The following is a 23983-nucleotide window of genomic DNA, read 5'->3' on the forward strand; positions in this document are numbered from 1 at the left end:
GGGTGGGGTCCAACACGCGCGTGTGCACACACCCACAAGACACGTGCACAGGGGACAGGGGGTGCCCCGCAACCCCCTCACCAACTCCAGACCCTCACTACCGAAACCCACCACCCCAACACCGCGAACCACGATAGATAGCGGACACACGACTAGAGCTCGGTTCGCCATGAGGGCCATGTGTGCGGGAGAATATCAGCATGGCTGATTCTTCCTCCCCTCATAGCGGTCGACCCGGCGGAGGCCACTCGGGCCCGAGGCGCAACGGCTGGTCCGGCAAATCTGGTGGACGCGGCGGTTGGAACTCGAATTCTCGTGGCCGTCGTAGCGACCGCCAGTCGTGGTCTGATGGCGACCGTCCGCGCCGCGGAGGAGACAACGATCGTCGTTGGAATGGGGACCGTAAGCCCCGCGGTGATGGTGAGCGTCGTTGGGATGACGACCGTAAATCTCGGCGCGGCAATGGGCGCCGTTGGGACGGTAGGCCGAGGCGTGGTGACTCTGAGCGTCCGTGGCGCGAGGGCCGTGATTTTCGTCGAGATGATCGGCCTCGTCGAGATTTTGCCGGGGATGGCCGTCAGGATGATGATCGTCGGGAATTGCGTAAAAATGGCCACGCGCGTGATGCTCGCCATTATGAAGCTGGCGCGACGAAGAATCCCGCAGTTGAATCGGATGGCACTGTGGCTTCTCAGGAGCCCATGGCGCCGCTTGATTTCGATGAGAAAGCTCTTCCGGCAGCGGTACGTGCTGAGTTACGCGGAGTTTCCGCTGATACTGCTCACATCATTGAGGGGCATTTGGTAGCTGCTGCTGAACTTCTCGATGAGGACCCAGCTTTGGCTAATGCCCATGCTCAGGCTGCTCGTCGTCGGGCCCCGCGCTTGCCCGTCTTACGTGAAGTGGCTGCCGAAGCCGCGTATCAGGCAGGTGAATATGCCTCTGCTCTCAACGATTACCGTGCCCTACGCCGTATGACCGGAAATGATAACTTCCTGCCTGTGATGGCCGATTGTGAGCGGGCACTAGGACGTCCGCAGGCTGCACTTCGGCTTATTCGTGAAGGCGAGGCGGCGGGACTCAGTCCGTCTCAGCGGGTGGAGCTTGTGCTTGTGCAGGCTGGTGTGCGCCGTGATCTTGGCCAAAGAGACGAGGCGGTTCGTGTCGTCCGTTATGCCGTCAAGAATCTCAAGGCTCCCACGGAAGCGACTGCGCGTCTGCATTATGCTTACGCAGAAATGCTCTTGGAGGACGGCGATACGGCCGGTGCTCGCACATGGTTTGCTTCCGCCGATAAGCATGATCCCGCGAATTTCCTTGACAGCCAGGATCGCATTGACATCATTGATGGTCGTGAGCCAAGCGGGGATCCGGCTGATGACATGATTTTTATTGACGACGAGAGTGAGGAAACAGATCAGTGAGCGGTGCCCTCATCGATGGTCATGATGCCGTTCTCTTTGATCTGGACGGGGTGGTTTATCTAGGACCGAACCCAGTCCCGACAGCCCCGGACACCATCGCTGAATTGCGGCGTCGTGGGGTGAAGGTTGGCTTCGTCACCAACAATGCTGCGCGTTCTGCTGTGGTCGTTGCTCGACACCTGACTGATATCGGCATCCCGACGTGCCCCGACGACGTCGTCACGTCAGCGCAGGCGGTTTGTGATCTCGCTGCTCGTAGTTTGCCTGCCGGGGTGCGAGTACTTGTCGTCGGCACCGAATCGCTACGCGAGGAGGCGATAGCTCGTGGGCTACTGCCCGTCGAATCCGCCAAAGACGATCCGGTCGCTGTTATTCAGGGGTACGACTCGCAGGTTTCGTGGTCGAAACTCGAGGAGGCGGGATTCGCTTTGCAAGCTGGTGCACGGTGGTATGCCGCCAACCCAGATATCACGCGTCCAACTGATCGCGGTATTGTTCCGGGAATTGGTGCTCAACTTCAGGTTGTTGCCTCAACCTGTGACGTTCAGCCTATTTTCGCTGGAAAGCCCTATCGCCCCTTGCTGGACGCCACTATTTCTCGTTTAGGGTCAACGTCACCAATCTTTGTTGGGGATCGCTTGGATACGGATATTCGTGGCGCCAATGCGATTGGAATTGACTCACTGTTTGTCTTCACGGGTGCTCACGGCGTCACTGACCTATTAAATGCTGTACCTGAGGATCGACCGAATAATATTGCCGCCGATTTGTCCGGGTTGTTTGAACCCAAACGCGAGGTTGTGATGTCGGGCGAGCGCGCACAGTGTGGTGACGTCACGGTGTCGTTGGATGAGGACCGGGCGCTCCGCCCTGAGGGTGTCCCTGAGGATGCGTGCGGACAGCTCGATGCTGTTGCCGCCATGATGGTCCTCGTCTATGGGATGGATGCGACTGTTCCCGACGATGCGGCGAGGCTTTTCGACAAGCTTCACTGAACGGTGTTCAATTAGTTCTATCAGCGGCCTACCGGGACGGCCGCTCTCTCGTCGTGGGAAGGAACGCGATGTCGAAAGGTTTCCAGGCTACAGACCTGGCTCTCATCGCGGTCTTCGCAGCGCTCATCGCTGTGCTGGCCGTCATTCCGCCAATATTCATGGTGGGGGCTGTGCCTTTCGCTCTTCAGATGATTGCCATCATGCTGACTCCCATGGTTCTGGGAAGCGTCCGTGGCGGATGTGCGGTTGGCCTTTACATTCTTGTCGGTGCTCTGGGGCTGCCCGTGTTTAGCGGTGGGGCGAGTGGTGTTGGCGTCTTAGTCGGCCCTACTGGTGGGTTTCTATGGGGTTGGCTGATCGGTGCCTTCATTGCGGGTGCAGTGGCGACGCTCGTGCTTCGGAAACATCCACGAAAGTCGATGCTTCCAGTGTGGCTTTATGTCGTGGTACTGGTGGACTTAGCATGTACCTATGTTGGCGGCATTTTGGGGCTGATGGGATTTGCGAAACTGAGCTTCAACGCAGCGGTTACCGCCAATCTTGCCTTTTTTGGGTTCGACCTAGTTAAGGGAATCCTGTCCTGTCTCATCGCTACTGCAGTGTTGACCGCTTTTCCCCGTCTTATGCCGTGATTGAATTTCATCAGGTCAGCGTCGACGTCGACGAGTACGACGTGGAGGGCCGTCACTGTCGCGTGACAATTCTTCGAACGGTCGATCTCGCCCTACCCGAGCGTAGGGTCGCTGTTATCGGTCCTAATGGGGCAGGTAAGTCAACTCTTCTCAAGCTCGTTAACGGGTTAGTCGAGGCGACGAGTGGCACAGTCACGGTCGACGGGATCGATCCGGCCCGAGACGGTCGTGCGGCTCGATCACACGTCGGCTACATCTTTACGAATCCGATGAGCCAACTCGTCATGTCGACTCCAGCTGCCGACGTTGAACTGTCTCTTCGACAACGCATTCGCGACCGTGCCGAACGCCATGAAGCAGCGATCCGCATTCTCGCCGATCAAGGGCTAGAAACCGTTGCGGGACGCAGCGTGCATGCTCTATCGGGAGGGGAACGTCAACTGGTGTCACTGGCGAGTGTGTTGGCGGTTGAACCATCAGTCATCCTCGCTGACGAGCCGACGACCTTGCTGGATCTACGAAACCGGGAGATGGTGCGTCGCGCATTCGAGCGCTTAGACCAGCAGATCCTGTGTTGTACCCACGATCTGGAATTGGCTGCGTCTTTTGACCGTGTCCTAGCTGTCGAAGATGGTCGAGTAGTTGATGACGGCACACCGGGAGAAGTTATTGCTGGCTACCGGGCGCGGATGATGCTTCACGATGCTCGATATGGTGGACAGGATAAGAGTCGATGACGGCCTTCTTAGGCGGTTACCGCGCCGGGAGCACTCTCGCTCACCGTATGCCAGTTTGGTCGAAGTACCTCCTCGTCGTGCTTGTCGGGGTGACGCCCTTTTTCGTCAAACAATGGTGGTTCTCTTTGGGCTGCCTGGTATTGGCGGTCATCATTGATGTGACGGTTGCCAAAATGTCCATGCGCACGGCGCTGTCCGTAGGTCTGCCGTTATGGATCGCGAATGCCTTGATACTCGCATACCACTGTATTTTCACGACCTGGCAACGGGGAGTGATATACGTTGCCGGTTTACTCGCGTGCCTCTACATTGCCCGATTGGTGACGTGTACCACTGATCCCGGAGCGCTCATGGATGCCATGGTTGTTCTAGCTCGACCTCTTCAGCCATTAGGTGCTAAGCCAGAAAAATTTGCGCTCACTATTGCCCTAATGTGGACCACAATCCCGTATCTGCTCGGATCAATCGGTCAGGTCAGGGACGCCGCCAAAGCCCGGGGATTGGAACGATCGAGTTGGCGATTTCTCATCCCGATGTTCGTCGGGGCGGTGGGTCATGCTCTGGAGATGGGAGAGGCGCTCAAGGCCCGCGGTTTGGGGGATGAAGACCCGTCCTAACGTCCTCTTAATGATACTGCGTATCGAATAATGAGATATTGTTGCTGATGACCCGCATCATTGCGTAGGCCTTACTGCTAACCGCACCAGGTTCTTGGTTCGCAGTTGGCAGTCGCCCTCTCTGGGGCCCTATCAAGGAGGTAGACGATGATGACGCTTGTTGGACCACCCCTGGGCTCCTGGCGCGGGGAGGATATGGCGGTATCGCTGCTCGATGTTGAGCAGGGGTAACGAATGTTCAAGTACCTTGCCAAACGCGCCGTGACGTACGTCATCATGGCTTATTTAGCGACGACCGCTGCCTATTTCTTGGCCTGCTCGTATTTTCGTCCCGGCAACCTAATGCTCGATCGCACTCCTCGTCCGACTCCTGAACAGGTTCAGCATAGCCTTGCGACATTGGGCCTCGACCCGACCAAGTCAGTTCCGCAACGGTATTGGGAATGGCTTAAGGCCGTTGTCCTGCATTGGGACTGGGGCCGTAGCCCAGATTCCACCTTCGTCAACGTCGAGTTCGCACACCGAGTGTGGATCAGCTTTGCTCTTCAGATCGTCTCGATCGTTCTCACCTTGATCATCGGGATTGTCTTGGGCGTCATTTCCGCTGCCCGTCAGTATTCGGTAGCGGACCGTGTGATTACCGGATGGTCGTACCTCACGTACATTCTTCCGGCCCCCGTTGCATACTTGCTGGTGCAGCTCGGGGCTGTTGCTATCAATCAAGCCAGCGGATCCCAGGTCTTCTTCGTGACAGGGACTTATGATCCAACAGTGGTCGGGTTGTGGCCCCGAGCTCTCGACCTGGCGAAGCACTACGTTGTACCGACCGTCGCTATGACGATCTTTGGCTGGGCTGGGTACCAAGTTGGTCAGCGTCAATACCTGTTAGACAACATTGCAACTGACTTTGTGCGGACTGCTCGCGCCACCGGTTTGACCCGATCGCAGGCCATCCGTCGCCATGCGTTGCGGGTGTCGTTTATCCCAGTGGCTCAGTCGATCGCCTTCACAATTCCAGCGGTATTCACCGGGTCTTTCTTTGCCGAGTCGATCTTCAACTGGCAAGGGCTGGGAATGTGGTCTATTAGCGCCATTGGCAAGCAAGACGTCAATGTAGCGGTGGCCATGGTCGCATACGGTGCAGTGGTCTTTGCGATCGGTGCTTTGCTGGCAGACTTCTCGATCACCCTGGTCGATCCCAGAGTGAGGTTTACGTCATGAGCGGGACAGAGCCTGTAGGGGAGCTCGGCCAGCTCGCGCGTTTTGACGCTGGGCCTCACCTCGGCGAGGACATTGAGACTGACAATATACACGGCGCCGAGGATTTCCGTCCCCTTAATAAGCACCGGATTATCGCGCGTCGCTTTTTCCGAAACAAACTGGCTGTTGCTGGCCTATGTGTATTGGTGTTGGTAGTCTTTTTCGCCGTCGCTGTGATGATTTTCAGTCCGTATCGTGTCGATGACCTCGATCCCAATGTCATTGGAGCTGAGCCGCCGAGCTCACATCACTGGCTAGGGACGAACCAGGCCGGTGCCGACGTCTTGACGTTACTTGGACACGGAACTGGATTGTCCCTGCTTATCGGTGTTTTGGTTGGTGTCATCACCCCGGTCATCGCCGTTGTCTATGGCACCGCGATGGCGTACTTTGGCGGGATAGTCGATCGGGTCTTACTGTTTCTCCTCGAGACGCTCATCATGGCCCCGGCTTTCCTTCTCATCGCCATCATTATGGCGGGTCGTAGCGCGGGATGGCCGGTGCTTGTTCTCATGCTCGTCATCTTCGGCTGGATGGGGACTGCCCGTGTCATTCGCGGTATGGCGATGACGTTGGTCAACCTCGACTACGTGCGCTCAGCCCGATACATGGGCGTGAGTTCACCTCGCATTATTTGGCGCCACTTGGTGCCAAATATCGCCTCGCTGACAATCCTCAACGTCACTACCGGCATTTGGGGGGCCATCCTGGCGGAGGTGAGTTATTCCTATATCGGCATCGGTATCAAGATTCCGGATACCTCGCTGGGGCTCATGATCGCCCAGTCTTCGGATGCGGTGTCTTCTTACCCGTGGTTGTTCTGGACGCCAGTGTGCATGCTCGCGCTCATCACGGGCCCGCTCGCACTCATCAATGACGGACTGCGAGACGCCTTCGATCCAAGTTCACATGCAGGAGGACACGCCTGATGGCAGCCACAGCACACGTACCAACGCGCGCCACGACGACCGAGCCGGTGCTGCAGGTCAAGGATCTCAATGTTCAATTTAAGACCGAGGATGGCATCGTTCACGCTGTCAGAGATCTGTCGTTTGATTTATATCCCGGTAAAGCCCTCGGCATCGTGGGTGAATCAGGGTCGGGTAAATCTGTGACGGCGTTGTCGATTATGGGCCTACTAGACCCAACGGCTCGGACCGACGGCACAGTGATGTTAGACGGCATCAACCTGCTCGATCTCAGCGATAAGCAGATGTGCGCCCATCGTGGCAAGGACATCGCGATGATTTTCCAAGATCCGTTGAGTTCGTTGACGCCGGTCTTTTCCATTGGTCGTCAGATTAGTGACGCACTACGTATCCACAACCCTGAGTGGTCAAAAAGGAAGATCCGAGATCGCGTCATCGAGCTGCTTGAGCTCGTGGGTATTCCGTCCCCTGAAACACGAATTGACTCATTTCCGCACCAACTCTCCGGCGGTATGAGACAGCGTGTCATGATTGCAATCGCTATCGCCAATAACCCGCGCGTACTTATTTGCGATGAGCCGACAACCGCTCTGGACGTCACTATTCAGGCTCAAATACTTGACCTCATCCGAGTGGCTCAGAAAGAGACGGGGTGTGCAGTCATTTTCATCACCCACGACTTGGGAATTCTGGCCGGTTTGGCTGATGAGATGATCATCATGTACGCCGGCAGGGCTGTTGAGAAGGCTGAGGTCGACGAGTTATACACGCATCAGTGGATGCCATACACCATGGGATTGTTGGCAGCTGTTCCCCGCGTCGATCAGCATCGTGACGAAGCTTTGGTGCCAATTGAGGGACATCCTCCTAACCTCATAATGGAACCGACAGCCTGCTCATTTGCTCCACGGTGCCCGCTGGCCATAGAGGCATGCCATCAAAGGGTTCCGCGTCTTAAAGAATTAGCCGATAACCACCAGGCGGCCTGTATCCGCGGCGAGGAATTGCGCGATCAGAGCCTCAATGCACGCGACGTATTCAGGCCACCGGTTATTCCACAGGGACAGTTCTATGGTGTGCCGCGTGATGAGCGCGAGACTGTACTCGACGTCAGAAATGTTGTGCGTCATTTCCCATTCACGAAAGGATCCATCGTCAAGCGACGCATTGGGACAGTTAAAGCTGTAGATGGGGTGAGTTTCGATATCCGACAGGGGGAGTGCTTCGCTCTGGTTGGTGAATCGGGCTGTGGCAAAACAACCACATTGCTAGAGATCATGGACCGTGCGGGTGACCAGACCGGCACTATCAGTGTGTGTGGCCGAGATCATCGTTCGAAGGCCGCTGTGCGCGATTCGCGGGCAGATGTGCAGATCGTCTTCCAAGATCCGATGGCCGCACTTGATCCACGGTTCACTGTTTACGAGGTCCTCGCTGAGCCGCTTCAGGCCCATGGATGGGCACCGGACAAGGTCCGCGAGCGCGTCTTCGAACTGATGCGGACGGTGGGGCTCGTTCCGGACATGGCCAACCGTTTCCCTGCACAATTCTCCGGTGGTCAACGTCAGCGGATCGGTGTAGCTCGGGCTCTTGCTCTCAAGCCGAAATTGCTGGTTCTCGACGAGCCGGTATCGGCCCTGGATGTGTCTATTCAAGCCGGCATGATTAACTTACTTGACCAATTGCGCGCCGAGTTGGGGCTGTCGTATCTGATTGTTGCTCACGACTTGTCAGTGATTCGTCATATCAGTGACCGAGTGGGCGTTATGTATCTTGGCCGCATCGTTGAGATCGGCGACACTAATGAGGTCTTCGACGATCCCCGCCACCCCTATACCAGGGCGCTATTATCCGCAATCCCGGTTCCCGATCCTCAGGTTGAGCGGAACCGTCGGCGCGTCGTGCTTGCGGGGGACTTGCCCTCTCCGACCGACGACCTGTCCGGGTGCCCATTTGCCACCCGGTGCCCCCAATACGCCCTCTTGGGCCCCGATGAGCAGAAGGTCTGTTCATCGCGACGTCCCGAACTCACTGCGGATGGTCGTGATCGGCTGCACGCCTGTCACTTCCCGCAGTCAGGGGAGATTGGAAGTCGTATTCCCGGTGGTCACGATGGCCATCCGGGGCGCGCGTTAGAGAAGGAAGGTGACTGACGTGTCTACCCCCAAACGAATCAGTTCAGCCCTCATTATGGGCTTGTGCGCCTCGATGGCCATGAGCGGGTGTGCAGGAGGATCTGGTGAAGGTTCTGGCCCTGCAGCTGGTAAGGCTAATCAGGACTTAACGAAGCTGGTCTCTATCAACAAGCAAGATGCCAGTAACTTGGAGCAGGGCGGCACGCTTCGCACCTTCGTGGGCAGTTTCGGCCCGAATTTCAATACTTGGGCAAATGCCGGCAACTCGTCTGATACGACAGTCGTCCTGCGGGCTATCAACCAGGCTGGTTGCTTCACGATGACGGCTGACGGCAAATACAACCTCGACAAGGACTTCTGCACTGAGGCTGAGACAACCACCGAGAATGGAAAGCAGCTGGTTAAATTTACCTTCAACCCGAAGGCTAAGTTTAATGACGGCACCCCGCTTGACGTCAATACCGTCAAGAATATGTTTAATGTGCTGTCGGGGAAAAATAAAGCTTATGATCTTGTTGAGACGAAACCATGGGATACCGTCGAGAAGGTCGATGCCGGATCAGATTCTCGACATGTCATTATTACGATGAGACAGAAATATGCGGCGTGGCAGGATCTTATCGGGGGTTTCTTTCATCCGAAAATCAACACTCCGGATATCTTCAACAAGGGATTCGTTAACCAGATTCATCCTGAATGGTACGCTGGCCCCTTTACTGTAGGTAAGTTCGACGCGGCCAATAAGACTATCGTCGAGGTTCCGAACCCGCGCTGGTGGGGAAAGAAGCCTCACCTCGATCAGATTGTTATCCGCCAGATCGACTCGCAGGCGTCCCTATCGGCGTACAAGAACGGCGAGATCAACATCGTGGGTGCTAGTACCCCGAGTCGCTATAAGCAAGCTTCTACGGTTCCTAATAATGAATTCCGGCGAGGGCAGCAGGCGGGTGTTTTTGGATATGTACTTAATACCAAGGCTGATGGTCTGACTGACGTCAATGTCCGCAAGGCGATATATGAAGCTACTGATCGCTCGAAGCTGGCAGCTACCCGCTTTCAGGGGCTGAATTGGTCCGAGTCGGTTCCCGGTTCGTGGATGAGTTTACCCATCCAGCTTCAGTATAAGGATAATGTTCCGGTTAAATATGACACTAAGGCTTCCGAAAAAACCATGACTGACGCCGGTTATAAGAAAAACAGCGACGGCATGTGGGTGAAGAATGGGAAGAAAGTTTCCTTCTCGTTGACTAATTTTGGCGATGACCCTCAGATTAATGCTATCGTGCAACGTTACCAGAAGCAACTCACCGATGCTGGATTCGATGCCAAAATAGACCAGCGTGGCGAACAAGATTTTAACGTCACCATGGAAAAGAAGGACTTCGGTATCGTTTCTATGGGATACTCTATTGGAAACGTTCTTTCAGACCAGCCGTCGCAGTACTTCACATCGGATGCTGGCAACATGACTGGTTGCAGCCCTAAGGGCTTCGATAAGAAGGCCGATGACGTCACCCACATCATTGACGATAAGAAGCGCGATGCGGCTGTCAATGCACTGGAAACTGAATGGCAGAAGTCCTGCTATGCCATGATCCCGGTATGGAACGGTCCTAGCATCAGCGCCGTCAACAAATATCTGGCCAATTATGGTCCGTCAATGTTCCAGTCAATTGACTGGTCTATGGTCGGTTGGATGAAGGGTCACAAAGACGGGAAGTGAGGTCATCGTTCCTGATCCCACAGAAATAACCGATTGTGAGGGCGGCTCGACAACGGGCCGCCCTCGCTACGCCTGTCGTCGTAGCGGATGATGGCGTCGTCGCTGGAGGCACCGGGTATGGACGTGGCAATCTGTCCTCGTGAGACTCGACCAGGCCCTTGTCGAAGCCGGACTGACACGTTCGCGCACTCTCGCCGCCCGGTTAGTTCATGAAGGCCGAGTGACGGTTAATGGGATAGTCGCCACGAAACCGGCGATGAAAGTGAAGGCCACCGACGCGCTGGTCGCCGAGGAAGAGGTGTGGGTCTGTCGCGCTGCGTACAAACTTATTGGTGCCTTGGATACGCTCGGCGTCAGCGTGCCGCCAACGGTGCTTGATGCCGGGGCATCCACCGGGGGTTTCACACAAGTTGTGCTGTCGCGCGGTGCCGAACGGGTTCATGCTGTTGACGTCGGTCACGGCCAGCTGTCGCCGGTATTGCGCGACGATCCTCGCGTCATTGTTCATGAAGGTTTGAATTTGCGCGACCTGCGGCCTGCCGATCTGGCAGTCGACGGCTTTATCGAGCCGGTGGACCTCGTTGTCGGAGACGTTTCGTTTATTTCCTTGACGATGATCCTGGAGCCTATGGCGTCCGTTGTCAGCCCAGACGGCGTCATGGTGCTACTGGTCAAACCTCAATTCGAGGTCGGGCGCGCAGCCGTGGGAGCGCACGGCGTAGTCACAGACCCCACATTGCGCTCTCAAGCTGTCGCAAGGGTGATAGCAGCGGCGAGAGATCTTGGGTGGCGTATGCGCGACGAATGTGACAGTCCGTTGCCCGGCCAGGACGGGAACATCGAACACTTCGTTGTGCTGGAACGTATGGATCGGTGACGAACGTCTGTGGAGGTTACCTGCCGCTACTGTGGTGTTGTGAACGACACGAGGCCATCCAGATATGTTGTCGTCGTCACCCATGCCACGCGGGACGATGCCTTTGATGCGGCCGCCGAATTTATATCGGAAGTAGCAAGGCGAGACATCGGTTGTGCGGTTCCCGACGATCAGATGGAGCTGATGACGGCCAAATTGCCAGGGATCAATCTTGAAGGTCTCGCAGAGTTCACCCACCAGGCAGAGGTCGTTGTCGTTTTTGGTGGCGATGGCACAATCTTGCGAGCTGCTGAATGGTCGTTGCCTCGCCATGTTCCCATGATCGGCGTCAACCTTGGCCACGTCGGTTTCCTGGCTGAGCTAGAGCGCTCTGACATGGCGGATCTGGTGAACAAGGTGTGCTCACGTGACTACACGGTCGAAGACCGGCTCGTGCTCAATATCGCCGTCACCGAGCATTCTGGACAACATCGCTGGAGCTCCTTTGCCGTCAATGAGTTATCGCTGGAGAAAGCTGCACGACGGCGCATGCTCGACGTTCTTGCGTCTGTTGACGAGCTACCAGTGCAACGCTGGAGTTGCGACGGAATCTTGGTCTCAACCCCCACCGGGTCAACGGCTTATGCGTTCTCGGCGGGAGGCCCGGTAATGTGGCCCGACTTGGATGCCATGCTCATGGTGCCGTTGAGCGCCCACGCTCTATTCGCTCGCCCCCTGGTGATGAGCCCAGCTGCTCGAGTAGATCTCGACATCCAACCTGACGGTTCGGAATCAGCGGTGTTGTGGTGCGATGGCCGCCGCTCGTGCACTGTGCGGCCGGGGGAGAGAATTACCGTCGTTCGTCATCCCGATCGGTTACGGATAGCTCGTCTGGCGGCGCAGCCCTTCACGTCGCGTCTAGTCAAGAAATTTGAGCTCCCAGTCAGTGGGTGGCGTCAAGGCCGTGACCGTTATCACCCAGAGGAGACGTCGTGATACGCAGTGTACGTATCCGTGGGCTCGGTGTCATTGATGAGACAGTCCTCGAACCGTCATCGGCACTTACTGCGGTCACTGGTGAAACTGGTGCCGGAAAAACGATGGTGGTCACCGGTATCGGGTTGTTGCTCGGCGACAAGGCCGATACAGGATTAGTTCGACATGGCTGCGATCGTGCTGTCGTTGAAGCGGTTCTCGACGCTTCTGCTGGCGATCGCATCGGTGAGCTTGGCGGGATAGTCGAGGACGGCGAGGTAATCTGCGCTCGACACATCACCACCCGTCGCTCCCGAGCGCTGCTGGGAGGGGCTCAAGTCACTGCTCGCCAGTTGGCTGACATTGTCGGTGAGCAGGTGACCATTCATGGCCAGTCTGAGCAGGTGCGGTTGGTTGACGCGTCGCGTCAGCTCGACGTCATTGATCGTGCTGCGGCAGATGAACTGTCCGATCACCTGAATCGGCACGCACAATTGTGGTCGAAGTTTCGCGCTGCATCCCACCTCCTGCGCCGCCTCAACGCCGATCGCGCCGGTGCTGAGATGGAACGGGAAGTGCTTACGCGCCGAGTTGGCGAGGTTGACGCTGTTGACCCCAAACCTCACGAGGACGACGACCTTATTGCTGAGATGGCGGGATTACAGGCTGCTCAGTCGATTCGAGAGTCCCTGAGACGCGCCGACACTCTGCTCAACGGTGTGGAGACGTCGACCGGCCCGCAGCCGGGAGCACTCGCACTGCTGGAACAGGCCGTGCACGAGTTGGACGGCACCGGAGACGCAGATCCCCAGGCTGCTGAGCTGGCCGAGCGTGTCCGTCAGATGTCGTACGACCTCACCGAGCTGGCGGCGTCAGTTGCGAGTCATGCCGCTCGGGCTGACGCTGATCCTCAGAGGCTTGAAGAGTTGGGAGGTCGGTTGGCGGCTATCCAACGATTGCTGAGGTCGCGGACTACCACTCTCCAAGACCTGCTTGAGACCACTGCCGCAGACCGACGGCGACTTGCCGAAATTGACCCTGCCGCGACGGATCTTGAGTCTTTGGGGAGGCAGGTTGAACAGCTGCGATCCGAGTTGAGGCAATCTGCCGATCACATCAGTGCAGTGCGCCGCCGGACAGCCGTTCGCCTCGCTGCTGAGGTGCGCCCTGAGTTGGCTGCGTTAGCGATGCCACATGCCCGATTGGAGTTTCGCGTTGAGCCTGCTCCGATGGGTCCACGCGGTGCTGACTCGGTGACGATCATGTTGGCGGCGAACCCTGGCGCTGATCCGGCCCCGTTAGCCAAGGCAGCCTCGGGCGGCGAATTGTCGCGGGTGAGACTCGCTTTAGAGGTTGTCGCGGCTCAGACTCAGACACCGCAAACCTTTGTCTTCGATGAAATTGATTCAGGCGTCGGAGGCGCAGTTGGCATAGAGATTGGACGACGGTTGCGTCAGTTAGCAAGGCGTCATCAGGTCATTGTCGTCACTCACCTGGCCCAGGTAGCTGCCTTCGCGGACACGCATGTCGTCATTACGAAGGCTTCCGACGGGGCCGTCACTAGCTCGGGGCTGCGTGAGGTTACTGGATCGGATCGGGAAATCGAATTGTCTCGGATGATGAGCGGCATGGTGGATTCAGAATCCGGGCTTGAACATGCTCACGACCTGCTACGCGAGGCGGGCCAGATTAAGTAATGGCGGCATCACGGACGCTCTCGATGTTGTCAGACACAATTGATAATGCATTCTTGTAGTGCGTTCCTTGTCGCCATGGGGTGATTTTTCGACCTCGTAGCATTGCTCGATAAATAGCAATGAGAGCTCATTCACGCCGGTCCGTCGATCGACGACGTTCACCGGACAGATTCGCTATGAACCTCTGAGTGACGAGTGTGGAACGGTCGTGGCGGCTTGCCCCGAAGTCGCGGTGATCCGTTAGGCTGAAGGTCCGTGGGCACCGACAATCACTGCAGCAAGCATGTTTTCGTCACTGGAGGGGTCGTCTCCTCCCTGGGAAAGGGGCTCACGGCCTCCTCTCTCGGGTCGCTTCTGAAGGCGCGTGGCCTGAAGGTCACAATGCAGAAGCTGGATCCTTACCTCAACGTGGATCCTGGAACGATGAACCCGTTTCAGCATGGTGAGGTCTTTGTCACAGAGGACGGCGCTGAGACTGACCTCGATATCGGCCACTATGAGCGTTTCCTCAATGAGAATCTGTCGGGACAGGCCAATGTGACCACTGGCAAGGTGTACTCGGCCGTCATCGCGAAGGAACGTCGAGGCGACTACCTGGGAGACACCGTCCAGGTGATCCCCCACATCACTAACGAAATCAAGGAACGCATGTTGGCGATGGAGGAGGGTCACCCCGACGTCGTCATTCACGAGATCGGTGGCACCGTCGGCGACATCGAGTCTCTGCCGTTCCTTGAGGCTGCTCGCCAGGTGCGGCACGAGATTGGCCGCGAGAACGTGTTCTTCCTGCACGTTTCGCTTGTTCCTTACATCAAGCCTTCCGGCGAGATGAAAACCAAGCCGACTCAGCACTCGGTCGCCGCATTGCGTGAGGTCGGCATTCAGCCTGATGCCATCGTGTGCCGCTCTGAGCGTCCGTTGGGTAAGGGCATCAAGTCAAAAATTGCCCTCATGTGCGACGTCGAGGGTCCGGCTGTCGTCTCGTGTCCCGATGCTCCGTCGATTTACCTCATTCCGAAGGTGTTGCATCGCGAGGGTCTTGATGCCTACGTCGTGCAAAAGCTGAGTCTTTTCTTCCGTGACGTCGATTGGACAACCTGGGATAATTTGCTCGATCGCGTTCGGAAACCGCGCAGTGAGGTGACTGTAGCGTTAGTTGGCAAATACATCGATCTGCCTGATGCCTACCTATCTGTTACTGAGGCCCTGCGTGCGGGTGGGTTCGCTAATAGGGCGAAGGTCAACGTGATGTGGGTGGCCTCCGATTCTTGTGCTACCCCTGAAGGTGCCGCCCAACAGCTCAAAGACGCTGACGCCATCTGTGTCCCTGGTGGGTTCGGTATCCGTGGTGTTGAGGGCAAGATCGGTGCCATCCGCTATGCCCGCGAACATGAGATCCCCTTCCTGGGTCTGTGTCTGGGCATGCAATGTGCGGTCATTGAGGTTGCTCGCGACCTGGCCGGGATTGAGGATGCCGCATCAGGCGAGTTCGACCCACAAACGCCAAATCCAGTCATCGCGACGATGGCAGAGCAGGTTGAGGCGGTTTCCGGGAAGGCAGATTTGGGCGGAACGATGCGCCTGGGCGCCTATCCGGCCAAGCTTGCCAAGGATTCACTTGTCGCCGAGTTGTATGGCACCACGACAGTCACCGAACGTCATCGGCACCGTTACGAGGTGAACAACGCCTACCGAGACCGTCTGGAGCAGGCCGGGTTGCGCATTAGCGGTACGTCACCGGATGGCGGTCTCGCCGAGTTCGTGGAGCTGGATCGTCACATCCACCCGTACTTTGTGGCCACCCAGGCCCATCCTGAGCTGAAGTCGCGTCCAACCCATGCTCACCCGCTGTTTCGTGGACTCGTCGCAGCAGCTATTGGCCACGCCTCGGCAGTATCAAAGACTGCTGCCAAGGACACCGGTACAAAGGAGGCTAACAAGTGAGTCAGAAGCGCTGGGACGAGGATGAGTGCTGGCAGATTGTTAACCATCAGGTGAAGGCCACAGGGCGGGTGTGCGATTTCATTGATGATGTCGTCGTGACTCCGGCCGGAGAGCGGATTAACCGTCAGTACACGAGTCATCCCGGCGCGGTAGGCATTATCGCCCTTGACGACCAGGATCGTATCGCGGTCGTGAGGCAGTATCGTCACCCGGTGCGCATGGCGCTGGTCGAGCCGCCTGCTGGTCTACTCGATATTGACGGAGAGGACTTTCTGGAGGCTGCCCAACGTGAATTAGCCGAGGAGGTCATGCTATCGGCGGATGATTGGCGGGTTCTCGTCGATGTCGTCACCACGCCGGGTGGATGTCAGGAGTCGTTGCGGATTTACTTGGCTCGCGGTTTGCATGAGGTGCCTCGCCCTGACGGATTCGTCCTCGAGGGCGAGGAAGTGTCGATGAAGGCTGGATGGGAGCCGCTGGATGACCTTGTCGAGGCGATTTATGCCGGGCAGTGCCAGTCTCCGACTCTGGTAGCGGGAGTGATGGCCTTGGAGCTGGCTCGTCGCACGGATCGAATGAATCAGTTACGTTCTGCTCATTCGCCGTGGCCGATTCGGGAACGTCTTGGCGGTATCAACGGGGTCACTGCGCAGTGACGTTGTCTGTTAGTGGTGAAGTCGAGGATTATTTGCGTCACCTCGTGGTGGAACGAGGGCTTTCTGATAACACGGTGCAGGCATACCGACGTGATTTGCGGCGCTACCAAGAGTTTCTCAGTTCCCGGGGAATCGCATCGTTAGCCGAGGTGACCCGTATCGACGTTGAGGAATTCCGGCGCTCTCTGGATCAGATCGGCCTCGCCCCGGCATCTGTGACGCGTTGCATCGTTGCGGTACGAAATATGCACCGTTTCGCGGTGGAATCCGATCAAGCCCACAGCGACGTCACCGCCGGGGTCTCGCCAGGAACACCGTCCCGTCGCCTTCCTAAGGCGTTGACGATGGACCAAGTTGAAGCGCTCCTTTCGGCACCCGATACGAGCACTGTGGAGGGGCTCCGTGACGCTGCACTTCTGGAATTGCTTTACGGCACAGGGGCGCGAGTTTCGGAGGTCTGTGCCCTCGACGTTGACGACATCCGTCCGGTGCTAGATACCCCGGATCTTGGTCTGAGACTCATCGGTAAGGGGGACAAAGAGCGGATCGTTCCGATAGGTAGCTACGCGATTAAGGCTGTTGATGCCTGGCTGGTACGAGGCCGCCCGGTATGGGCCCAGTCGGGCAACGGGGACCATGCTCTGCTGCTTAATACCCGCGGTCGACGGCTGTCGAGACAGTCAGCGTGGGCAATCATCCGCCGTGCTGGTGAGGCTGCCGGGCTTGACGTCGACCACTTGTCTCCGCACAGTCTTCGGCACTCTTACGCCACTCACCTCTTGGATGGCGGTGCCGATGTCCGCGTTGTGCAGGAGTTGCTGGGACATTCATCGGTGACGACGACGCAGATTTACACGCTAGTGACGGCAGACCACCTGAGAGAGGTCTACCGCTCGTCGCACCCTCGTGCCGTCTAAGGTCGTGAGGGTGGGTGTAGTTGTCAGTTGTGCCCACTATCGTTAATGCGAGCGTAGTGCTGCCGTGACGTCGAGAGGAAGGTCACCACGTGTCCGAGACAGACCCCGAACCGTTGTTCCGTGTGCCCGGTCCGGGACGGGAGGCCGAAGAAGCTGCCGAGAACTCGATCGGTCCGACTGGACGCCCGCTTCCTGATCTTCCCGAGCCGATGCCAGTCCCTGATGGACCGAAACACGCCACCGTCATCTCGATGTGTAACCAGAAAGGTGGCGTTGGCAAGACGACGACAACGATCAATCTGGGAGCGGGACTCGCTGAGTACGGACGGCGGGTCTTGTTGGTGGACTTCGATCCGCAGGGCTCCCTCTCGGTGGGGTTAGGAATCAACCCCCACACTCTCGAAGAGTCGATTTACACTCTGCTGATGTCGCCACGAGACGACGTCCACGAGGTCATCCAGCCTACTGAAACTGAGGGCATGGATCTTTTACCGGCCAATATCGACCTGTCAGCGGCTGAGGTGCAGCTCGTCAGTGAGGTCGCCCGCGAGCAGACCCTTAAAAGGGTTATCGACCGAGTCCGCGGTGAATACGACATGATCCTCATTGATTGTGCGCCATCGTTAGGTCTGCTCACCATTAACGCACTGACCGCTTCCGATTACGTCATTATGCCGCTGGAATGTGAATTCTTTGCTTTGCGCGGTATTGCTTTGCTCACTGACACCATCGAGAAAGTTCAGGACCGCCTCAATCCCGATTTGAAGATTCTCGGCATCCTCGGAACCATGTTTGATCCGCGTACCCTTCACGCACGGGAAGTCATGGAGCGCGTCGTTCAGGCTTTTGGTGACGCCGTATTCCATACCGTCATTAAGCGCACGATCAAGTTTCCCGAGACGACCGTCGCCGGTGAGCCCATCACGAGCTATGCGTCCTCCTCCCCGGGGGCTCAGGCCTACCGTGACTTAGCTAAGGAGGTACTGGCCCGATGCCGCGCCGAGTGAGCTTGCCAGGGGCTAGTGAGCTCTTCCGTCCCACATCCGGTCATCACGAACCGGGTAAAGCTGTTCAACAGCCGGAGGCGCTCAAAACACGGAAGACGTCTCAGGACGTCTCCTCCCGTGAGAATCGTGGCGGTAGTGGGCGAGTGCGCCACGATGAGAAGATTACGGTCTACGTCTCGACCGAAGAGCTCATTGCTCTGGAGACTGCGAGGCTGACCATGAAATCGCAGGGAATTAATGCTGACCGAGGCAGAATTGTGCGTGCCTCAGTGGCAATGGCCCTGGCCGACTTTGAGGACAACGGCGAGGACTCCGCTCTCGCCCGTCTCCTCGCGACTGACTGAATACGTTAAGGACAGAAAATATGAGCGATGAGCAAGGCATCCGGCTGCAGAAGGTGCTAGCCCAGGCAGGTCTGGCATCCCGCCGTGCCGCTGAAGAGATGATCGCAGCCGGAAGGGTTGAAGTCAATGGCGAACTCATCGTTGAGCAGGGACGGCGCGTCGACCCTGAGCACGATGAGATCCGTGTTGATGGCTCCCGCATCCCGACGGCGCGGCGTCACGTCTACTATGTCCTCAACAAGCCGCAGGGTGTCGTCTCTACTATGGATGATCCTGAAGGCCGTCCATGCTTGTCTGACCTTGAAGGAGTGCCACGCGGCATCCGGTTGTTTCACGTCGGTCGTCTCGACACTGAGACCTCGGGCCTGATTTTGCTGACCAATGACGGTGAATTCGCTAACCGAATGACCCATCCGTCTTACAAAGTAGTCAAAACCTACCTGGCCGATGTTGAGGGTCGCGTCGATGACAAAGTCATCCGTCGCCTTTCGAAAGGGCTGAGTCTCGAGGACGGTCCTGTCAAACCTGACGCCGTGCGCTTGGTCCAGGCTGGTGACGAGCACTCCCTGGTTGAGGTGAGCCTTCATGAGGGTCGTAACCGGATTGTGCGTCGCATGATGGATTCGGTCGCTCACCCAGTGCGTCGGCTGTCTCGCATCGCAATAGGGCCGGTGAGACTCAAACGGTTGGGCCGCGGAGATATGCGTGAACTTACCCGCGACGAGTTGGGCCAGCTTCTCGACCTGGTGGAATTGTGATCGCGTATGGCTGGAATTGTCTTGAAGTACCTCTCAGGTAGTGTCAAGCAGGTGAGTTCGAACAATAATCGCTCGGTCAGCGCTGTGGCACTTGCCGCCGTTCTGTGTGTGTCATCATTGGCCCTCGCCTCCTGCAGTAAGTCGTCGTCAGAGCCGAAGCCATCCGCGAGTGCCTCCAGCGTCAGTGCTCCGGTCTCGACACCTGCTAGTGCAGCATCGTCGGCTTCCCCAACTAAGAAGCCGACAATGGTCACAAGTCTTGATCAGCTGAAGGTGTCTGGCGCGAACGGCAAAGCACCGACGGTTGAAGGCCCTTGGCCGCTGGCCATCGCTAAGACTGAATCCAAGGTCCTCAAAGCGGGTCATGGCGACACCGTCGATAAGAATTCCACCGTCAAGGTGAATTATGTTGGGGTTAATGGTCGTACCGGTAAGGTGTTTGATTCGTCATACCAGCGCGGTGCTACTGCTGACTTCCCATTGTCTCAGGTGGTTCCGGGGTTCTCTAAGGGGCTTGTTGGAAAGCACCAGGGAGACCAAGTACTCATTATGATGCCCGGATCTGACGCCTACGACTCCCAAGGTGGTGCTTCAGCGGCGGGCATTATGAAGGGTGATTCCCTCGTCTTCGTCGTTGACATCGTTGGCGTTCCGTTGCCGACGGCGAAAGGGGAGTCTGTCAAGCCGGCGTCTGGTTTGCCTGCTGTGAAGGATGACCATGGCGCTCCCGCCGTGACCATCGGCAAGGCCACCAAGCCGAATAAGCTCGTCGTTCAGCCCCTTATCAAGGGCACGGGGCCTGCGGTTACTGATCACGACGCTATCGACGTCAAGTACCGTACCTACGCATGGTCTTCTGGGGAGCTCATTGAGGATGGCTACGCTGGTGAGCCGGTCGCTGGATCCATGAGCTCTGTCATTCCTGGCTGGAAGAAGGGATTAACTGGTCAGACCGTCGGTTCTCGAGTGATGCTTATTGTGCCACCTGCTGACGCCTACCCGAACGGCAGCACAAATCCGCCGGTGAAAAAGGGTGAGACGTTGGTCTACGTCATCGACATCCTGTCGGCGCAAAAGGAATCCTGATTGGCGACTACCGTGCGCGAGGCATCGTCGTGGCCTCGCGCAGCATCGCCACGTCGAGAACTGCGTCACTCCACCAGCCGTGTGCCCCATCGAGTGGCCCTGGGTTTAAGCGGTGAATGCCCCCAGAAGGGGTTGGTGGTGTGAGAGCTGTGCTGCCGACGAGTTCATGGGGATCAGTGACTTCGGGCAGCCCAAGGGAACAGCACAGCCACGCCATGACTGTGTGACGATCAATCCCTGAATCCGCGAGATCGGCCAACCCGGCGGCTCCTGACGACTTTGACAGGCGCGCCCCCTCAGGGCCGGTGACAAGCCCAGTATGAGCGTAGAGCGGCGGAGTAAATCCGAGCAGTTCGGCTAACTGTGCCTGACGCGGGGCTGACGACCACAGGTCTCGAGCTCGAACGACCTGATCCACCCCTTGCAGACCGTCATCAACGACGACCGCAAGGTTGTAAGCCGCAGTGCCGTCATTGCGCACCAGGACAAGGTCGTCTACCCGGCCACAGGCTCGACCGCGGACGAGGTCGGTAACCTCAAAGGAGTCGAGGCGGCTAGCAAGGCGAATCGCGGGAGGACGGGTTTGCGCTCTGGCTTGCCGCTGATAATCATCGAGGGTTCGACATGTGCCCGGATACGGGCGCCAATCGGCGTTGTTGGGGGCTGTGGTCGCTGCGGCGATCTCGCGGCGGGTGCAATAGCAGGGGTATGTGTCTAGACCCGCTACAGCGTCGGCATAAAGGTCACGACGCTCAGACTGTCGGATGACTGGTCCATCCCAATCCAGCCCTAGGGATTCCAAATCGCGCAGTTGAGCTGAGGCAATATCGCCGGCTGCGGCCACCCGCGCTTGGTCCAAGTCTTCGATGCGCACCACGAACCGGCGACCTGTTGAGCGGGCCAGCAGCCACGCCGTCAATGCGGTGCGGAGGTTCCCCAGATGCAATGCTGAAGTTGGAGACGGGGCGAAACGGCCAGCTGGGCGTACCGGGTCGCAATGAGCGGTGGTGAAATCGGTCACGAGCGGCAGTGTAGGCAACAATTGGAGTGACGCGACGGGCATATCCCGTCCGGATGGGTAGGCTGTGACGCTGGAAGGAGGGTGCCGATGGCTGCACAGCGCTCGGAGAGGCTGGTTAACCTTGTTATCGCTCTCCTGGTCACTGACCGCCCCCTTACTCGCGCACAACTGCGTGACATGATCGAGGACTACCGCAAAGTTTCTGAGGTAGCGTTTCAACGCTCCTTTGAACGCGATAAGGAGGAGTTGCGGCGCATCGGTATCACCGTTGAATCCGTGACCCTTGACACCTTTTTTGGTGACGAAGTCGGATATCGCATTCCGCGTGCCGACGTGGAGCTTCCTCCGGTCCAGTTCACGCAAGCAGAGGCTGATGCGTTGGCGACCGCGGCGCGAGTATGGCGCGAATCTGTGCTGGACGAGTCCTCGACGTCAGCTCTGGTGAAGTTGCGTGCTGCAGGAGTTGAACCCGATACAGAGGCCGGTATCGCAACACAGGTTGTTACCGGGGCAGATGCGCCGTCGTTCTCGGATCTGTGGCGCGCTACCATCGACCGCTCTAGGGTTCGTTTCAGCTACCGAGGTGGCAAGCACCGCACCGTGGATCCCTGGAGAATGGCTTTGCGGCGTGGTCGTTGGTACCTCGTCGGGCGGGATGTTGACCGTGACGAGCCACGACTATTCCGGCTGTCACGCATCAGTTCCGCCGTAACCACCGTGGGGGCGCCCGGTACTGTGACAAGCCCTGAACCGGAGGTGATCGAGGCCCATCTCAATCGCTTAGAGCCGCCTGAACCTGAGGAGGTCAACGTTACGATGGCCGTCGCTCCCGGAGTGCGGTTAGGGGTCATGACGACGCGCGCTGAATGGGATGGGCCGGTGACGGAGGGCTACGAGGTCGTTACCGGCAGTTTTGGTGGATATGACGAAGCTGCTACGGCCGTGTTGCGTGCTGGCGGTCGGATCATTCTGCTTGCCCCGCAAGAGGCTCGCACCGTCTTGGCCGAGAGGATTAGCGCTATCGTGCGGCTGGAGGGAAACGCTTCATGACCGCTCGCACTGACACTGCTCGTCTCTTGGCCCTCATCCCCTATCTGCGGTCTCATCCTGGGGTGGCTGTAACCGAAGTTGCCCGAGTGTTTGGCGTCAGCACGGATCGAGTCATTGCCGATCTCAAGATTTTGTGGATGGTCGGTTTGCCAGGTGGAATGCCAGATGACCTTATCGACATTGACATGGATGCGGTCGACTCCGATGGCACGATCACCATCACAAATGCTGATGCGCTTCCCCGGCCCATGCGTCTGACTCCTGATGAGGCATGGTCTCTGCTGGCGGCTTTGCAAGTCATTGCCGATCTGGCTGACGATACTGTCCGTCCTGCAGTGGAATCCGCTGTTGAGAAGCTGCGTCAGGTCTGCCCGCAGACTGGTCCCGATCCAGTGGAGGCCAGTATCGAAGCCGACTATGATCCGCGCTCGGAGTGGTTTACAGGGGCTTGCGCTAACAAGTGGCGTATTGAGATTGTTCATCGTCGCGGTGACGATCCGACTCCGCACACCCAGATCGTCGATCCGGTGCGTGTTGAGGTTCGCGACGGGCATCGCTACCTCGTCGGGTGGTCAATAGCTCGCAAGCAATGGCGCACGTGGCGACTGGATCGCATCGTCACTGGCAAGAGAGTCGGACATGCTACGAATCACGGACGTCCTCCCAAGACTCTCGAATGGTTCTCTGACGTTGTCGACGAGGTGACGCTCACTCTTGCGCCATGCGCGGGTTGGGTTGCTGAGTATCACCCGGTGCGCCATGTCGAAAAGGACGGTGACAAGTGGAAAGTGACTTTTGCTGTTGCTTCTGCTACCTGGCTTGCCGAGCTCATGGTGGGTCTCGGGCCAGACGTCCTTGCCGTCGACCCGCCTCATGCCGCAGCTCCGGCCATCCAATTGGCGCGCGCTGCAGCTGTTGCAAACGGCATCGAGATTCCCGACCATGAGGAGGAATCGTGATGTGGTGGATGTGGGTGTTGGTGTTCGCTGTTGTGCTGCTTATCGTGGAAGTCGTTGGTGGCACGATCTGGTTGTGGCGCAAGCTTGCTGGCGTCGTGGCTGAGGTTGGGCGAGTAACGGGGCGGCTCGATGAATTTGCTCGCATTTTGGAGGATGTCGGCACTACCGCTGGTAAAGGCACGGCGACGTCCGAAACGTCCTGACTGTCGTGGTAGCCTGAACGCCGATCGTCGAGCTGGCAGCCTTCCTGTGTGGTATGGG

At 57.7% G+C, this 23983-nt stretch carries 23 protein-coding genes; 22 read left to right on the forward strand and 1 reads right to left on the reverse strand.

Translation table 11 applies throughout. From position 1 onward, the window contains the following. Positions 1-200 precede the first annotated feature (200 nt). The 19 genes from FYJ43_RS12005 to FYJ43_RS03940 all read left to right on the forward strand — a co-directional run bounded on the left by FYJ43_RS12005 (position 201) and on the right by FYJ43_RS03940 (position 20692). Entirely contained in the window at positions 201-1424 is a 1224-nt protein-coding gene (locus FYJ43_RS12005) for a tetratricopeptide repeat protein (RefSeq protein ID WP_195839895.1), read from the forward strand. Next, the gene (locus FYJ43_RS03855) at positions 1421-2419 is read left to right on the forward strand and encodes an HAD-IIA family hydrolase (protein ID WP_326833320.1); all 999 of its coding nucleotides are present in this window, start codon (positions 1421-1423) and stop codon (positions 2417-2419) included. The genes FYJ43_RS12005 and FYJ43_RS03855 overlap by 4 nt, the downstream gene beginning before the upstream one ends. A 53-nt stretch (positions 2420-2472) precedes the next feature. Further along, entirely contained in the window at positions 2473-3051 is a 579-nt protein-coding gene (locus FYJ43_RS03860) for a biotin transporter BioY (protein WP_326833321.1), read from the forward strand. Further along, positions 3048-3788 carry an energy-coupling factor ABC transporter ATP-binding protein gene (locus tag FYJ43_RS03865; protein WP_326833322.1) on the forward strand — a complete coding sequence of 247 codons (741 nt, stop codon included), beginning with the start codon at positions 3048-3050 and terminating at the stop codon, positions 3786-3788. The genes FYJ43_RS03860 and FYJ43_RS03865 overlap by 4 nt, the downstream gene beginning before the upstream one ends. Further along, positions 3785-4405, forward strand: coding sequence for an energy-coupling factor transporter transmembrane component T family protein (locus tag FYJ43_RS03870; RefSeq protein ID WP_154562292.1), 621 nt, complete (start codon positions 3785-3787; stop codon positions 4403-4405). The genes FYJ43_RS03865 and FYJ43_RS03870 overlap by 4 nt, the downstream gene beginning before the upstream one ends. Before the next feature lie 234 nt (positions 4406-4639). Beyond that, positions 4640-5626: an ABC transporter permease gene (locus FYJ43_RS03875; RefSeq protein ID WP_154562294.1), complete on the forward strand. Its 987-nt coding sequence runs from the start codon at positions 4640-4642 to the stop codon at positions 5624-5626. Next, positions 5623-6594 (forward strand): ABC transporter permease, encoded by a 972-nt coding sequence (locus FYJ43_RS03880; protein ID WP_154562296.1) that lies wholly within the window; start codon positions 5623-5625, stop codon positions 6592-6594. The genes FYJ43_RS03875 and FYJ43_RS03880 overlap by 4 nt, the downstream gene beginning before the upstream one ends. Further along, on the forward strand, positions 6594-8747 hold the full coding sequence (locus FYJ43_RS03885) for a dipeptide ABC transporter ATP-binding protein (protein ID WP_154562298.1): 2154 nt from the start codon (positions 6594-6596) through the stop codon (positions 8745-8747). The genes FYJ43_RS03880 and FYJ43_RS03885 overlap by 1 nt, the downstream gene beginning before the upstream one ends. Continuing rightward, positions 8740-10452 carry an ABC transporter family substrate-binding protein gene (locus tag FYJ43_RS03890; RefSeq protein WP_195839896.1) on the forward strand — a complete coding sequence of 571 codons (1713 nt, stop codon included), beginning with the start codon at positions 8740-8742 and terminating at the stop codon, positions 10450-10452. The genes FYJ43_RS03885 and FYJ43_RS03890 overlap by 8 nt, the downstream gene beginning before the upstream one ends. Positions 10453-10591: 139 nt before the next feature. Then, on the forward strand, positions 10592-11329 hold the full coding sequence (locus tag FYJ43_RS03895) for a TlyA family RNA methyltransferase (RefSeq protein ID WP_326833323.1): 738 nt from the start codon (positions 10592-10594) through the stop codon (positions 11327-11329). A 39-nt stretch (positions 11330-11368) separates the two neighbouring features. Then, entirely contained in the window at positions 11369-12304 is a 936-nt protein-coding gene (locus tag FYJ43_RS03900; RefSeq protein ID WP_326833324.1) for an NAD kinase, read from the forward strand. Then, on the forward strand, positions 12301-13980 hold the full coding sequence (gene recN, locus FYJ43_RS03905) for a DNA repair protein RecN (RefSeq protein ID WP_326833325.1): 1680 nt from the start codon (positions 12301-12303) through the stop codon (positions 13978-13980). The genes FYJ43_RS03900 and recN overlap by 4 nt, the downstream gene beginning before the upstream one ends. Positions 13981-14235: 255 nt before the next feature. Then, on the forward strand, positions 14236-15924 hold the full coding sequence (locus FYJ43_RS03910; protein ID WP_326833326.1) for a CTP synthase: 1689 nt from the start codon (positions 14236-14238) through the stop codon (positions 15922-15924). Continuing rightward, positions 15921-16580 (forward strand): NUDIX hydrolase, encoded by a 660-nt coding sequence (locus tag FYJ43_RS03915; protein WP_326833327.1) that lies wholly within the window; start codon positions 15921-15923, stop codon positions 16578-16580. The genes FYJ43_RS03910 and FYJ43_RS03915 overlap by 4 nt, the downstream gene beginning before the upstream one ends. Further along, positions 16577-17497, forward strand: a complete 921-nt coding sequence (locus FYJ43_RS03920) for a site-specific tyrosine recombinase XerD (RefSeq protein ID WP_326833328.1) — start codon at positions 16577-16579, stop codon at positions 17495-17497. Before FYJ43_RS03915 ends, FYJ43_RS03920 begins: the two co-directional genes overlap by 4 nt. An 89-nt stretch (positions 17498-17586) precedes the next feature. After that, positions 17587-18504: a ParA family protein gene (locus tag FYJ43_RS03925; RefSeq protein WP_326833329.1), complete on the forward strand. Its 918-nt coding sequence runs from the start codon at positions 17587-17589 to the stop codon at positions 18502-18504. Continuing rightward, positions 18489-18848, forward strand: coding sequence for a hypothetical protein (locus FYJ43_RS03930; RefSeq protein WP_154562302.1), 360 nt, complete (start codon positions 18489-18491; stop codon positions 18846-18848). The genes FYJ43_RS03925 and FYJ43_RS03930 overlap by 16 nt, the downstream gene beginning before the upstream one ends. 20 nt (positions 18849-18868) lie before the next feature. After that, the gene (locus FYJ43_RS03935; RefSeq protein ID WP_154562304.1) at positions 18869-19606 is read left to right on the forward strand and encodes a pseudouridine synthase; all 738 of its coding nucleotides are present in this window, start codon (positions 18869-18871) and stop codon (positions 19604-19606) included. 6 nt (positions 19607-19612) lie between these two features. Then, positions 19613-20692: an FKBP-type peptidyl-prolyl cis-trans isomerase gene (locus FYJ43_RS03940; protein WP_326833330.1), complete on the forward strand. Its 1080-nt coding sequence runs from the start codon at positions 19613-19615 to the stop codon at positions 20690-20692. A gap of 7 nt (positions 20693-20699) precedes the next feature. Here the strand turns inward: FYJ43_RS03940 and gluQRS are convergent, their stop codons facing one another. Next, the gene (gene gluQRS / locus FYJ43_RS03945; RefSeq protein ID WP_154562308.1) at positions 20700-21755 is read right to left on the reverse strand and encodes a tRNA glutamyl-Q(34) synthetase GluQRS; all 1056 of its coding nucleotides are present in this window, start codon (positions 21753-21755) and stop codon (positions 20700-20702) included. Between the two features lie 45 nt (positions 21756-21800). Between gluQRS and FYJ43_RS03950 the strand changes: the two genes are divergently transcribed. The 3 genes from FYJ43_RS03950 to FYJ43_RS03960 are packed head-to-tail and all read left to right on the forward strand — an operon-like array spanning position 21801 to position 23925. Further along, positions 21801-22763: a helix-turn-helix transcriptional regulator gene (locus FYJ43_RS03950; RefSeq protein ID WP_154562310.1), complete on the forward strand. Its 963-nt coding sequence runs from the start codon at positions 21801-21803 to the stop codon at positions 22761-22763. After that, entirely contained in the window at positions 22760-23722 is a 963-nt protein-coding gene (locus FYJ43_RS03955) for a WYL domain-containing protein (protein ID WP_154562312.1), read from the forward strand. Before FYJ43_RS03950 ends, FYJ43_RS03955 begins: the two co-directional genes overlap by 4 nt. Beyond that, entirely contained in the window at positions 23722-23925 is a 204-nt protein-coding gene (locus FYJ43_RS03960) for a hypothetical protein (protein WP_154563285.1), read from the forward strand. The genes FYJ43_RS03955 and FYJ43_RS03960 overlap by 1 nt, the downstream gene beginning before the upstream one ends. Positions 23926-23983: the final 58 nt, after the last annotated feature.

The sequence above is a fragment of the Cutibacterium porci genome, assembly GCF_009696315.1.
GTDB lineage: Bacteria > Actinomycetota > Actinomycetes > Propionibacteriales > Propionibacteriaceae > Cutibacterium > Cutibacterium porci.

Excerpts from the sequence above, each read along its gene's own strand:
- FYJ43_RS03885 (WP_154562298.1), top strand. The coding sequence starts at position 6,594 with ATGGCAGCCACAGCACACGTACCAACGCGCGCCACGACGACCGAGCCG.
- FYJ43_RS12005 (WP_195839895.1), top strand. The coding sequence starts at position 201 with ATGGCTGATTCTTCCTCCCCTCATAGCGGTCGACCCGGCGGAGGCCAC.
- FYJ43_RS03870 (WP_154562292.1), top strand. The coding sequence starts at position 3,785 with ATGACGGCCTTCTTAGGCGGTTACCGCGCCGGGAGCACTCTCGCTCAC.
- FYJ43_RS03940 (WP_326833330.1), top strand. The coding sequence starts at position 19,613 with ATGGCTGGAATTGTCTTGAAGTACCTCTCAGGTAGTGTCAAGCAGGTG.
- gluQRS (WP_154562308.1), bottom strand. The coding sequence starts at position 21,755 with ATGCCCGTCGCGTCACTCCAATTGTTGCCTACACTGCCGCTCGTGACC.
- FYJ43_RS03930 (WP_154562302.1), top strand. The coding sequence starts at position 18,489 with ATGCCGCGCCGAGTGAGCTTGCCAGGGGCTAGTGAGCTCTTCCGTCCC.
- FYJ43_RS03935 (WP_154562304.1), top strand. The coding sequence starts at position 18,869 with ATGAGCGATGAGCAAGGCATCCGGCTGCAGAAGGTGCTAGCCCAGGCA.
- FYJ43_RS03875 (WP_154562294.1), top strand. The coding sequence starts at position 4,640 with ATGTTCAAGTACCTTGCCAAACGCGCCGTGACGTACGTCATCATGGCT.
- FYJ43_RS03950 (WP_154562310.1), top strand. The coding sequence starts at position 21,801 with ATGGCTGCACAGCGCTCGGAGAGGCTGGTTAACCTTGTTATCGCTCTC.
- FYJ43_RS03955 (WP_154562312.1), top strand. The coding sequence starts at position 22,760 with ATGACCGCTCGCACTGACACTGCTCGTCTCTTGGCCCTCATCCCCTAT.
- FYJ43_RS03880 (WP_154562296.1), top strand. The coding sequence starts at position 5,623 with ATGAGCGGGACAGAGCCTGTAGGGGAGCTCGGCCAGCTCGCGCGTTTT.
- FYJ43_RS03960 (WP_154563285.1), top strand. The coding sequence starts at position 23,722 with ATGTGGTGGATGTGGGTGTTGGTGTTCGCTGTTGTGCTGCTTATCGTG.